Source organism: Aridibaculum aurantiacum (assembly GCF_017355875.1).
Lineage (GTDB): Bacteria > Bacteroidota > Bacteroidia > Chitinophagales > Chitinophagaceae > Segetibacter > Segetibacter aurantiacus.
This window is the reverse complement of the sequence record NZ_JAFEWC010000001.1, coordinates 1,024,856-1,037,557: the sequence shown is the minus strand read 5'-3', so window position 1 is coordinate 1,037,557 and position 12,702 is coordinate 1,024,856. Positions and strand designations below refer to the sequence as shown.

The window sequence follows — 12,702 nt, the reverse complement described above, 5'->3', positions numbered from 1 at the left end:
TGGGTCGTTTATATGACAGGTTAAAAGTAGGCTGGGCAGCTTCATTTCCTGCATTTACTACTACATCACTACTACATCATCTATCACAAAACCTTGATTTTCTATAGAAATCCACTACATCATTACTACATCATGATAAAAAACTTACTTTCACATTAACGAAACTGCTGCCAGTGAAAAAAGTATTACTACTGTTTTTGCTTTCTATTTATGCACTTACCGCTGCTAGCCAGAATACTATAGGCTTACCCGATATAATCAATCATTCAAAAGAGAAATATAAAGCTGGCGCTCAAAACAGGCAGATTATCCAGGACAGGAAAGGCAGGTTATACATAGCCAATAATGATGGCTTACTCACCTTCGACGGTATCAACTGGAAAAACTACCCCCTACCAAACAAAACTATTATTCGATCACTTGCCTTTGGCCCAGATGACCGGCTGTACGTTGGTGGACAGGATGAATTTGGATACTTTACCTCAACCAATAATGGTCAACTGGCATACCATTCCTTAAAGCACCTCGTTCCGGCTAATGAAAACTGGTTTACAGATGTTTGGGAGATATATTTTTATCGTGATCTGATTTTCTTCCAAACCAGCAATAAGATTTTCCAGCTAAGTGGTAATAACTGTACGGTCTACAAAAGCAACCATTGGCGTTTTATAGGTGTTAGCCAGGATCGGCTGATGGCGCAAGACCAGCAAAAGGGACTCCTGGAATTTAAGAACGGCCTGTGGAGCCCTTTTTTACAAGAATCAGAATTACCCGTAGACTATTTTGCCACTTCGCTAACTCCTATAGGCTGCGACAGTTCATTATTGACAACATTGAAAAATGGGCTGTTTATCATTTCAGGAAATAAGGCCACTAAATTTTCTTCTGGTTTTTTACAAACCATTTCAGATAAAAATATCTCGTGTGCAACCATGGTCAATAAAGACCATATAGCAATTGCTACCAATCTTGCCGGCTGTTTCATCATTGATAAAAAAGGGAATCTTATCCAAAGTTTTACGCGAAAGGAAGGACTGCAGAATAACAACATTCTCGACATTTTTCTTGACAAAGAAAAGAACCTATGGTTAGGGTTGGATAACGGCATTGACTTCATATCGTACAACAATGCCATCAAGCATATTTACTCCGACTACCTGAATGAAGGCTCTGGTTATGCTGCACATATTTACAACAATGAATTGTTTATCGGCACCTCGAATGGCCTGTATAAAGTAAAATTGGAAGATGCGCCGGACCTGAGTTTTGTAAAAGGTAATTTTCAACACCTGGCGAACAGCGATGGCCAGGTATGGAACCTGTCTGAAGTAAACAATCAATTGCTGATGGGCCACCATGATGGAGCCTTTTTGGTTAAAGAAAACACTGTACTACCAATAGATAAGTCGTCGGGATACTGGGGGTTCCTGCCATACAATAATATACTACCCTCTTCTCTCATGGTAAGTGGCACTTACAACGGGATCAACTTTTACAATTACAACAATGGGCAGTTTGGAAAATCAAAACTAGTAGCACATTTTGAGTCTGCCCGCTTTGTGGTAATTGACAATGGCAACATCTGGATAGCACATCCATATAAGGGCATTTTCAAAGTAACTGTAAGTGGCGATAAGGTCACCACAAAAAGATATGCTTCAAAAGAAGGTGTTTTTTCTAATAATGGAAACTTCATTTTTAAGATTAAGAACGGCCTTGTACTCACCAGCGAAAATGGCGTATATGAGTACAACAGCGCCAAGGATGTTTTTGAACCTTCACCTTATTACAACCAGTTTTTTGCCGGCAAAAACATACGCTACCTGAAGGAAGATCAACAAGGAAATATCTGGTTTGTGTTTGATAAAATACTTGGGGTACTTGATCTTTCAAATGATAAGCCGCAGATGCTATACTTGCCTGAACTTACAAATCAGTTTGTAAGCGGTTTCGAGTTCATTTACCCTATAGATGAACGAAATGTGTTGGTTGGCGGCGAAAAAGGTTTTTACCATATTAATTACCATCAATACAAACAACTTGAGTATCCTTTGCAAGTGCAGGTAGTACTGGTAAAAGCCTTCAACGAAAAAGATAGTGTGCTGTATGGTGGCTACAGCGGTGAAGTAAATGAAACAATAAAAGGCTCATCTAAAAAAGTGAACATCAGCCACTCGTGGAATTCTTTTCATTTTGCTTATGCTGCGCCTGTTTATGCCCAGCAATCCAACATAGAATACAGCTACTTCCTGGAAGGTTTTGATGAGAAATGGTCGGAATATACTACACGTGCAGAAAAAGAATACACGAACCTACCTGCCGGCAACTACACCTTCAAAGTAAAAGCAAGAAACAACCTGGGTGACGAATCGGCCACCAGCAACTACAGCTTTACCGTATTGCCCCCGTGGTACCAGACATATTGGGCGTATTTCCTGTATACATGCATGGTGTTCTTCGCTGGCTACTGGTATTATATTCTGCAAAAGAAGAAATTTAAGGCGCAACAACTGATGTATGAAGAAGAACAAAAGCGCCTACAATACCTGCACCAATTGGAACTGGAAAAGAATGAAAAGGAACTGGTAAAGCTACGCAATGAGAAGCTGGAAGCAGAGATACAACACAAGAATACAGAACTTGCCTCTACTGCTATGCACTTGGTGCAAAAAGGCGAACTGCTAGGAAAAGTGAAAGACCAGATGCTGAAGCTGAAAACTTCGGTAGTAGATGAAAAAGATGAGCTTAAAAAAATACTTAGAACAATAAGCGATGAAGAACGGATGGATGAACAGTGGGAACATTTTTCCATTCACTTTGATAAAGTTCATAGCGACTTCCTGGTAACATTAAAGAAGCGTTACCCATTGCTAAGCAACAACGAGATGAAGTTGTGTGCTTACCTGCGTATGAACCTAAGTACAAAAGAGATAGCGCAAATGATGAATATTTCTGTAAGAGGTGTAGAAATAAGCAGGTACAGGCTCAGAAAAAAATTAGAGATAGCCAAAGATGTAAGCTTATTCGACTTTTTGATACAAGCCACTGCACAACCCACCATTGAAGCAAACTAATAGGCAGCTGGCACCTTCTTAGTATAGCTACCGCCATGCTATACCTCATCATCGTAATAGTTATAATATTGATTGCCCTCCGCCTCTTAAACCGCACTTCCAAAACAACGCATGCAGGAGGCGTGGTGTACAGGATCAAAAATGAAAAACCAGAAGTACTGCTGGTAACTGCAAAGTCGAACCCGATGCGGTGGGTACTACCAAAAGGGCATGTGGAAGCAGGTGAAAAAGAAGAAGAAACTGCTTTGCGTGAAGTGGCTGAAGAAGCGGGAGTAACGGGTATTGCAAAGCAAAAGATCGGCCATGCCAATGGTCATAAGAAGTTCATCATTCCTACACGAACAGCTTTTTACCTGGTACAATTTTCCGGAACAACTAAGCCACAGGATGATCGGCAAAAGGTTTGGCTACCGCTTGATGCTGCCATCAGTAAAGCCTCCAAGCCCGAACAGCAAAAGATCTTGCGGCAGGCACAAGCTATTTTTTCCTCCGCGAAAATTCTATGAAATCAGTAGAAGGAATCTTCTCAACACCCAGGTTACGAAGCATGGTTACCAGCTGACCACGATGATAGGTAGCATGATTGAACATGTGCAACAACACCTGTGATACTGGCTGCTTAAACTGCTCCTTCTTGCTGTTGCGGTAAACGAATTCATGTGCTAATGCAGCTTCGGTACTTTTATTTACCCATTCCTCCCATTGCCGCGACTGCTTCAGTAGACCGTTACAGGTTGCTTCCACTTCCAATACATCAACTGCAATTTTCTGTGGGTTTTCTACAAGCTTCAGCCGCTGCCACCATATACTTTCTGCATACCACATATGACTAAGCGTAAGATGCAGACTATTGAAGCTACTAAACACCTCTTGTACTTGTAATTCAGGTGGTAACGAAAGAATAACATCTACCAGCCGCTGGTTAGCCCATACATTGTATGCAGCATATTGATTAAAAATTTCCTTCACCTTATGTGGTTTAGCAGGATGTAAAAATGCTACTTTCCGTTTTATTTACAACACCTACAGGAAAAGTTTGCGCTATGGCCGATAAAACATTTACAACGAAAGGATTTAGTTCAGCAGCATTACATGCCCACAATAATCTACATCCTAATTCAGCGCATACCACGCCTATTTATGCAAGCTCCACCTTTGTGTTTGATACAGCGCAGCAAGGCATGGAACGCTTTTCCGGGCAGCAGGAAGGCTATGTTTACAGCCGCTGGGGCAATCCCACTTTTGCTGATGCCGAAAGAGTGATTGAAGCACTGGAAACGTACGAAGTAAAAGATGACAATGGACAACCACTACAGGTAAAAGCTATACTGCATGCAAGCGGCCAGGCAGCAATGACTACATTGTTCATGAGTAACTTGTCCGCAGGTGATAAAATGCTTAGCCATTATAGCTTGTATGGCGGCACACATGAACTGGTAACAAAGGTGCTGAAGGAATGTGGTATAGAAGCCATCATCAGCGATATGCGAAATGCTGACGAAGTGGAAGCGCTGCTTAAGCAAGACCCTGCAATAAAGCTTGTGCATATAGAAACACCAGCCAATCCTACCATTCAATGTATAGACATAGCAGCCATAAGTGCAATAGCTAAAAAATACAACTGCATTGTTTCGGTTGATAACACTTTTGCTACGCCTTACCTGCAGCGGCCATTTGCACTGGGCGCTGATTTCGTTTTTCATTCAACCACTAAATTTCTGAATGGACACGGCACTGCTATAGGTGGCGTGCTGCTGGGAAAGGACCTGGATTTCATGAAAACAAAAGCTACCAAGTGGCACCGGCTAATAGGTGGCAGCAGCAATCCTTTCGATGCATTCCTGTTGCTACAGGGCTTGAAAACATTAGAGATACGTATGGACCGACACTGCGCCAATGCTAAACAGGTAGCGCAGTACCTGCAACAGCATCCTTCAGTTGCGCATGTTAATTATAATGGTCTGCCTACGCATCCAGGATTTGCTATTACACAAAAGCAAATGAGCCAACCAGGCGCTATGGTAAGCTTTGAATTAGAAGGCGGGTTGGATGCAGGCATTAAGTTCATCAACAAGCTGCAGATGTGTATTCGTGCTGTATCTCTAGGCAGTGTAGACACCCTGATCTCGCATCCTGCATCTATGACACATTATGGTGTTGGCGCACAGGAAAGGCTTCAGTATGGCATAACCGATGGATTGATAAGAATGAGCGTAGGCATTGAAAGTGTAGAGGATATTATTGCAGACCTGGAGCAGGCGCTTGAAGGATAGAAGGTATAGGGTTGTCAATATTGAATTGTCAATAGTCAATGGACCAAAAGTCAATGGTCAATAGCCAAGGTAATAGTCAGAAATCAAAAGCCCCTTCACTTTTCACCATTCACAATTCACCATTCACCAGAAACAGAGACAACAAACCATTTTTACCAATGACCGACATAACTATAAGAAGAGCAAAGAAAGAAGACTGCGCACGCATAATGGAGCTGGTGCAGGAACTGGCAGATTATGAAAAAGCACCCAACGAAGTCACTGTTTCGTTAGATCATTTCATTGAAAGTGGCTTTGGACAGCAACCGGTGTGGTGGGCTTTTGTAGCCACATCTGTAGAAGAAGGCGTAGAACAGATCCATGCATTTGCCCTTTACTACATCAGGTACAGTACATGGAAAGGGCAGCGGATGTACCTGGAAGATATCGTGGTAACAGAAAAAATGCGCTGCCAGGGCATTGGCAAAATGCTTTTCGACCAGTTGATAGTTGAAGCAAAAGAAAGAAACCTGCACGGCATAGTATGGCAAGTGCTGGAATGGAACGAACCTGCCATACAATTCTATAAGAAGTACAACGCCAGCTTCGACGGTGAGTGGATCAACTGCTCAATAGTGCCATAAAACAAAAGGACCCCGCTTTTGCAGGGTCCACACTTCTCATGTGCGAATAGTATCCTTAGAAATCTTTTTAACCAGCGGGTATGGCAGGCCGCTTTGCGAGGTCGAATATAAGCCATTAGGTTTTCTTTAACAGCCTCTTCATCTACTTTTTTTGCAAAAAAGATGATTTACATCAGCTAAAAAAGATTTTTTCGAATGAAGATCAGCTTATACCAGAAGTAACAGCAGCCTTATCTATTTTACCAACCAGCCCTTGCAGTACCTTACCAGGCCCTACCTCAATGAATTGTGTAGCACCATCTGCTACCATTGCTTGTACGCTCTGCGTCCATCTCACAGCACCTGTTAATTGGTTCACCAGGTTCTGCTTTATCTGATCAGCATCAGTAACTGCCGCTGCAACCACGTTCTGGTACACCGGGCAGCTTGGCTGGTGGATGGTAACCGCTTGAATTGCCGCCGCCAGTTCTTCCTTCGCTGGCTCCATCAGCGGGCTGTGAAATGCTCCGCCTACAGGCAGTACCAAAGCGCGTTTAGCACCCGCAGCCTTCATTCTTTCGCAGGCTACTTCTATTCCTTTTATCGATCCGCTTATTACCAATTGACCCGGGCAGTTGAAATTGGCTGCCACCACTACTTCTCCTGTTTCTTTGGCTACTTCCGCGCATATTTCCACCACCTTCTCGTCATCCAAAGCCAGTACAGCAGCCATGGTAGAAGGATTTAGTTCGCAGGCACGCTGCATCGCCTTTGCCCTTATGCTCACCAGCTTTAGTGCGTCGGCAAACGACAAGGCGCCATTAGCCACCAGCGCCGAAAACTCACCCAGTGAATGACCTGCAACCATATCAGGCGTGGCACCTGCAATAGTTTTATAAGCCACCACAGAATGTATAAAAACCGCCGGCTGCGTCACATCCGTACGGCGCAGCTCCTCGTCGGTACCACCAAACATAATATCCGAAATCCTGAAACCAAGTATCTCATTGGCCTGTTCAAACATTTCCTTAGCCTGTTCATTGCTTTCGTAAAGGTTCTTGCCCATTCCAGCAAACTGGCTACCCTGGCCAGGAAAAATGTATGCGTGCTTCATGAAAAATAATTTGCGTAAAAATAAGTGTTGATGCGGCTTCAGCACCTGTGGTGCATAATTCAATGCTGTTTCTAAACTTGCCTACACCCCAATGTTCCAGGTATCAATAATTTTTGGTTGCCAACATCAGAATCTTTTCTGAACTCCGGTTGCGCCTGCCCCGTTACATTTTCGGGGTCGCACACTTGTACGGTGACCAAGCTTTTCAGCTTGGCGTAAAAGTTCCACCAGTTATATAAACAAAAAACCCGCTTTTCAGCGGGCTCTTATTAATGTAGTTTAGAAGATATCAACTTCAGAAATTCGCTTCGGGTAACATCATTTTCAAATTGACCAGAAAAAGCTGATGTGGTGGTGAAAGAATTCTGCTTTTGCACGCCGCGCATCATCATGCACAGGTGAGCCGCTTCTATCACAACTGCTACTCCTAATGGATTCAGTGTTTGCTGTATAGCTTGAAGAATTTGTGTTGTCATTCGCTCCTGCACCTGCAGCCTGCGTGCATATACGTCTACCACGCGTGCTATTTTGCTCAAGCCGGTGATCCAGCCGTTAGGAATATAAGCCACGTGCGCTTTGCCATAAAAAGGCACCAGGTGATGCTCACACAGACTATAGATCTCTATATCCTTTACAATGATCATCTCGCTCACTTCTTCATGAAATTTAGCTGAGTTCAGTATCTCATGTGCATCCTGCTGGTAACCCTGCGTAGAAAACTGCATAGCCTTCGCCAGCCTTTCAGGCGTTTTTTGCAGCCCTTCCCTATCCGGGTCCTCACCCAAAAGGGCTATTGATTCGCGGTAGTTTTTAGCCAGCGCTGCGGTTATATCTTCATCGTATGCTTCAGATTTTTTATATGCCATGTTGGTATAATTAAAAGTTATGCGGGGTATTCCACGAAGTTTCGCTCTGTTTCGTACAGCCTCACCTGCAGGTCGTGCTGCTGGTCTATGTGCGGACGGAGCGTGTTATATATTACAATTGCAATATTCTCAGCGGTAGGATTCATGGTAGCAAATTCTGCTACCTCTACATTCAGGTTCTTATGATCAAAACGGTTGAGCACATGCTCCTGCACCAGGTCACTCAAAAATTTCAGGTCTATCACAAAACCGGTAACAGGGTCGGGTACACCTACCACCTTTACCACCAGTTCATAATTGTGACCATGAAAATTTGGATTGCTGCATTTGCCAAACACCTTGCTGTTCTGCTCGTCCTGCCATGCCGGGTTGAAAAGCCTGTGCGCTGCATTAAAATGTTCCTTTCTAAAAACCGCTACCTTGTTTGCTGTCATAAGCTGCCTGGAATAACACCGGTTAAATAATATGGTTCACAGCAGTTGGTTACTTACCGAAATATTCCACATAAATGCGTGGCGTTTCGTAAAGCTTTATGCAATGCAACTGAACATTTGCCGGCAGGTGTGGTTGCAGTTGCTCCCATATACCAATGGCAAGGTTTTCAGTACTGCACATTTTACCTTGTAAAAAATCAACATCCATATTCAGGTTCTTATGGTCTACTTTCCTGATCACGTTCTCCCTGATGATGGTGCTCAACTTCTTTACGTCAAACAAAAAACCTGTATCCGGATCTACCTTTCCTTTAATGGTGACATATAGATCAAAATTGTGGCCATGCCAGTTCTCGTTAGCACATACACCAAATACCTCTTCGTTCCTTTCTTTGCTCCAGTTAGGGTTGTAAAGTTTATGAGCCGCGTTGAAATGTTCTAATCGGGTGAGATACACCATTCTGCACAAAAATTTCGGCAAAGGTAATATTTGAAGCCTAAAAGCATTGGCAGCTTTGGTTTTAGCCCGACCTTTAACATATGAAAGTGGTTATTTCGGCTGCTACGCAAATGGAGTGGCAGCGGATCAAGGATAATTTACAGCAGCAAGGAGATGCTTTTACACGCCATGAAATTAGCTTTCACACCAGCGGCATTGGCATCTTACACACCACTTACGCCCTTTCTACGCTTATTCAACAGCAACAGCCTGACCTTATAATACAAGTAGGGATAGCCGGGGCTTTAAGTAATAATCTACAACTGGCGGAGGTAGTATATGTGGCAAACGACTGTAGCGGCGATCTTTTGGTGGAAGAAAATGGCGCACTTTCCGACCTATTTGACCTCGGGCTGCAGCAGCAGGATATTTTTCCATATACGAAAAAAGCACTCGTAAATCCATGGCTGGATAAGCTTCCTCTAAAAAGTATCAAAGCAGTAACTGCCGTTACCATTAATGAAATAACCACCCGACCTAGGCGAATACAACAACTACAGCAGAAATACGATGCAGCCATCGAAACCATGGAAGGCGTTGCCTTGCATTATGTAGGTTTGCAAACGCAAACGCCTTTCGTGCAGCTAAAGGCCATCAGCAACTACGTTGGAGAAAGAGACAAGAGCAAGTGGCAAATCCGCCAGGCACTTGACAATCTTTCGGCGGAAGTTGTACGCTTACTGGCTGCGCTACCGCTAAGCTGATCTAAAAAAACAATAGATGAAACTGACCTTAGGTTTTAGCCCCTGCCCCAACGACACATTCATTTTTGATGCACTTGTAAACGGCAAGATTGATACGCAAGGCTATGAGTTCGAGGTGGTGCTGGAGGATGTGCAGACACTCAACCAGTGGGCGCTGCAGGAAAAGCTTGATATCAGCAAGATCAGTTATGGGGTGCTGCCGTTGTTGCTGCAAAAATACCAGGTGCTGAATAGTGGAGGTGCATTGGGCAAAGGTGTAGGACCGCTGCTTGTGAGCACCAACGAGATCCAGGATATTCAGAAACCGGTCTCAGATTTCACCATAGCTATTCCCGGCGAAAACACTACAGCACACCTCCTTTTCTCTTATGCCTTTCCGTCTGCCAAAAAAAAGGTTTTCAAGGTGTTTCATGAAATAGAAAATGCAGTGATCAAAGGTGAAGTAGATGCTGGTGTAATCATTCATGAAAATCGTTTTACCTACCAGCAAAAGGGACTAAAGAAGTTGCTGGACCTTGGCGAATACTGGGAACAGCAGACGAATATTCCTATTCCTTTAGGCGGCATCGTCGGAAAGAGAATTTTACCAAAAGAGGTGTTGCTGCAGGTAGACCGGCTAATTCAGCAAAGCCTTCAATATGCATTTGATCATGTGGGTGAACTGCCGCCGTATGTGCAGGAGCACGCACAGGAAATGGACCAGCAGGTGATGCAGCAGCATATTGATCTATATGTAAATAATTACTCGCTACGCCTGGGAGACGAGGGCAAAGCAGCGGTGGGCAAACTACTGGAAGTTTATAAAACCATTCATCCTGCAGCCAACATAGCCCAGGAAGATATTTTCATTTCATGACGGCTTAAGCGCCTCGCCATATACTTGCAGCGCACGTTTGCGCGCCACTTCATGTTCTACCATAGGTTTGGGATAAGAAAAATCTTCAAACTCCGGCACCCACTTACGCACATACACAAGGTCTTTATCAAACTTTTTTGTTTGCAGGTAAGGATTGAATATCCTGAAATAAGGCGCAGCATCGCAACCACTGCCTGCTGCCCACTGCCAGCCTCCATTGTTTGAAGCAAACTCATAATCGAGCAGTTTTTGCGCAAAATAAGCTTCACCCCACCGCCAATCGATCAGTAGGTGCTTAGTGAGAAAAGAGGCTGTGACCATGCGAATCCTGTTGTGCATAAAACCTGTTTCATTCAGTTCGCGCATACCGGCATCTACTATGGGATAGCCAGTGGTCCCGTTGCACCACCGTTCAAAATCAGCTTCATTATGTCGCCATGGTATTTTATCGTATGCAGGTTTAAAAGCCAGCCCCTGCCCCACGTGCGGAAAATGCCATAAGATCGCCTGGTAGAACTCACGCCAGATAAGCTCACTTAAATAAGTAGCGTTTGTTTCATTGGCAACCTTTGCCAGATGGCGGATGCTGATTGTTCCAAACCGCAGGTGCACACCCATCTGTGATGTTCCAGCTACAGCAGGCAAATCCCTGGTAGCATGATAATCTTTTATAATCTCCCGTTTCCACTGCTTTGGAGGAGTCACTCCTTCTGCCTTTTCAAAACCCATTTGCTGCAGTGTAGGAATAACCAGAGACGGCTGCTGGTACAAGCGGTGCAGGTATTTATCTACAGGGTAAGAAGAAAGGTAAAATTCATCCAGCTTTTTTAGCCAAACGCGGCTATAAGGTGTAAATACTGTATATGCGCCACCTGCAGGTTTCATCACCTCATCCTTCTCAAAGATCACATGGTCTTTATAAGAGAAGAAAGAGCAACCATGCTGTTGTAGCAACTCCTTGATTGCGGCATCTCGCTGCAGCGCATAAGGCTCATAATCATGATTGGTAAAAACAGCCTGCACATTATACTCCTGCGACAATTGCTTGAAGACATCTAGTGGCTCTGCGTAATGAACATGGAGCGAACTCTGGTGCTTTTCCAGCTCTGTTTGCAGCTCAAGCACCGCCTGGTAGATGAACGAAACCCTCTTGTCGTGTTTATCCTCCAGCTGATCAAGTATATGCTTATCAAAGATGAAAATAGGAAGCACCGGCATCCCAGCTTTCAAGGCATGGTATAAACCGGCATTGTCGTTCAGCCGCAGGTCGCGCCTGAACCAGAAGATGTTGATAGAGGGTTTCATGGTTGTAGAAACACGAAACTAGCTGCAATGTTTAGCCAGCGAACAATGGCTGCACGAAGCTTTTGTGAAAATACCTGGCGAGGTCATTTGTGTAGTTGGAAACTTCAACCTGTCGCACCCACTGTATGCCGCGGATTGCATTTGTGACAAATACTTCCGAAGCATTTAGCAGTTCCTCAACTGTTACTTGTGTTTCTTGTACTGGAATATCCTGTTTCCGCATTTCGTTCAACAAATGACTGCGCATAACTCCCGCTACACATCCTTCAGTCAAGGCTGGTGTACGCACTACACCATTGGTTACAATAAAAATATTGGCTATGGTGGTGTCAGCTACTCTACCATCCTGGTTTAATAATATGGCATCATTCAATCCCTGCTGCTGCGCCCAAATAGCAGCCATTGAATACGGCAAAAAGTTATTAGACTTAATACCTGAATAGTTATCCGCAGCTTTTATTGCTTGTCGGAAAATGCCAAGATCCAAACCTGCTTCATTGATAGCATCATATTGATTTGGTAGCGGAAACAACTGGATCAGGTACTGTGGCTGCTGGTTTATTAAGTTTTCCAGTCCACCGTCTCCCCTGTATATGGTTAGCCTCACCCGTGCATGATGCAGATTGTTAGCTTCTGCCAGTTCCGCAATAACCTGCTGAATAAAATGGGGTGTAAATTCCGGAGGTACAAGAAAATGTAGTTGGTGGAGTGACTGGAAGAGGCGGTTCATGTGCAGGTCAATTAACACGATTTGCTTGTTCAGCATCTTCATCGTTTCAAAGCATCCATCCCCAAACCTGAACGAACGATTGGCTGGAGAAAGATGAACGTCTTCCTCTTTTACTATGGTGCCATTCCAGTTTAGCCAGTTACTCATAGCCTACAGTCTCTGCAATTTAAACACATAGTGACATAGGAGGATAGAGCACATAAGGCTAATGTATTGAACACTCTAAGATTTAGAGAAAGTAGATG

General features: G+C 43.9%; 13 protein-coding genes. 6 read left to right on the top strand and 7 right to left on the bottom strand.

Annotation, left to right across the window (positions count from 1 at the left end; translation table 11 throughout):
* The first annotated feature begins 173 nt into the window (after positions 1-173).
* Both J4N22_RS04355 and J4N22_RS04350 read left to right on the top strand, forming a co-directional pair.
* Complete coding sequence (locus tag J4N22_RS04355; RefSeq protein ID WP_207492475.1) at positions 174-3,074, top strand: triple tyrosine motif-containing protein; 2,901 nt, start codon at positions 174-176, stop codon at positions 3,072-3,074.
* A gap of 35 nt (positions 3,075-3,109) precedes the next feature.
* Positions 3,110-3,580, top strand: a complete 471-nt coding sequence (locus J4N22_RS04350) for an NUDIX hydrolase (protein WP_207492474.1) — start codon at positions 3,110-3,112, stop codon at positions 3,578-3,580.
* Here J4N22_RS04350 and J4N22_RS04345 read toward each other — a convergent pair.
* Positions 3,552-4,043, bottom strand: a complete 492-nt coding sequence (locus J4N22_RS04345) for a DinB family protein (protein ID WP_207492473.1) — start codon at positions 4,041-4,043, stop codon at positions 3,552-3,554. The genes J4N22_RS04350 and J4N22_RS04345 overlap by 29 nt on opposite strands.
* A 74-nt stretch (positions 4,044-4,117) precedes the next feature.
* On the opposite strand from J4N22_RS04345, the gene J4N22_RS04340 reads away from it, so the two are divergent.
* A complete protein-coding gene (locus J4N22_RS04340) occupies positions 4,118-5,347 on the top strand; it encodes a trans-sulfuration enzyme family protein (RefSeq protein WP_207492472.1) in 1,230 nt (409 codons plus the stop codon).
* A 158-nt stretch (positions 5,348-5,505) separates the two neighbouring features.
* Positions 5,506-5,970 carry a GNAT family N-acetyltransferase gene (locus J4N22_RS04335; protein ID WP_207492471.1) on the top strand — a complete coding sequence of 155 codons (465 nt, stop codon included), beginning with the start codon at positions 5,506-5,508 and terminating at the stop codon, positions 5,968-5,970.
* A 202-nt stretch (positions 5,971-6,172) separates the two neighbouring features.
* Here the strand turns inward: J4N22_RS04335 and fabD are convergent, their stop codons facing one another.
* From fabD to J4N22_RS04315, 4 genes are all read right to left on the bottom strand, one after another.
* The gene (gene fabD, locus J4N22_RS04330) at positions 6,173-7,063 is read right to left on the bottom strand and encodes an ACP S-malonyltransferase (RefSeq protein WP_207492470.1); all 891 of its coding nucleotides are present in this window, start codon (positions 7,061-7,063) and stop codon (positions 6,173-6,175) included.
* 269 nt (positions 7,064-7,332) lie between these two features.
* A complete protein-coding gene (gene folE / locus J4N22_RS04325; RefSeq protein WP_207492469.1) occupies positions 7,333-7,929 on the bottom strand; it encodes a GTP cyclohydrolase I FolE in 597 nt (198 codons plus the stop codon).
* A gap of 17 nt (positions 7,930-7,946) precedes the next feature.
* The gene (locus tag J4N22_RS04320) at positions 7,947-8,363 is read right to left on the bottom strand and encodes a 6-pyruvoyl trahydropterin synthase family protein (RefSeq protein WP_207492468.1); all 417 of its coding nucleotides are present in this window, start codon (positions 8,361-8,363) and stop codon (positions 7,947-7,949) included.
* 49 nt (positions 8,364-8,412) lie between these two features.
* Positions 8,413-8,823 (bottom strand): 6-pyruvoyl trahydropterin synthase family protein, encoded by a 411-nt coding sequence (locus J4N22_RS04315; RefSeq protein ID WP_207492467.1) that lies wholly within the window; start codon positions 8,821-8,823, stop codon positions 8,413-8,415.
* 80 nt (positions 8,824-8,903) lie between these two features.
* On the opposite strand from J4N22_RS04315, the gene mqnB reads away from it, so the two are divergent.
* Entirely contained in the window at positions 8,904-9,566 is a 663-nt protein-coding gene (mqnB, locus tag J4N22_RS04310; RefSeq protein WP_207492466.1) for a futalosine hydrolase, read from the top strand.
* 16 nt (positions 9,567-9,582) lie between these two features.
* Complete coding sequence (locus J4N22_RS04305; RefSeq protein ID WP_207492465.1) at positions 9,583-10,422, top strand: 1,4-dihydroxy-6-naphtoate synthase; 840 nt, start codon at positions 9,583-9,585, stop codon at positions 10,420-10,422.
* On the opposite strand, the gene J4N22_RS04300 is transcribed toward J4N22_RS04305, so the two are convergent.
* Both J4N22_RS04300 and pabC read right to left on the bottom strand, forming a co-directional pair.
* Positions 10,417-11,727 carry a cryptochrome/photolyase family protein gene (locus tag J4N22_RS04300; protein ID WP_207492464.1) on the bottom strand — a complete coding sequence of 437 codons (1,311 nt, stop codon included), beginning with the start codon at positions 11,725-11,727 and terminating at the stop codon, positions 10,417-10,419. The genes J4N22_RS04305 and J4N22_RS04300 overlap by 6 nt on opposite strands.
* A 31-nt stretch (positions 11,728-11,758) precedes the next feature.
* Positions 11,759-12,604 carry an aminodeoxychorismate lyase gene (pabC, locus tag J4N22_RS04295; RefSeq protein ID WP_207492463.1) on the bottom strand — a complete coding sequence of 282 codons (846 nt, stop codon included), beginning with the start codon at positions 12,602-12,604 and terminating at the stop codon, positions 11,759-11,761.
* Positions 12,605-12,702: the final 98 nt, after the last annotated feature.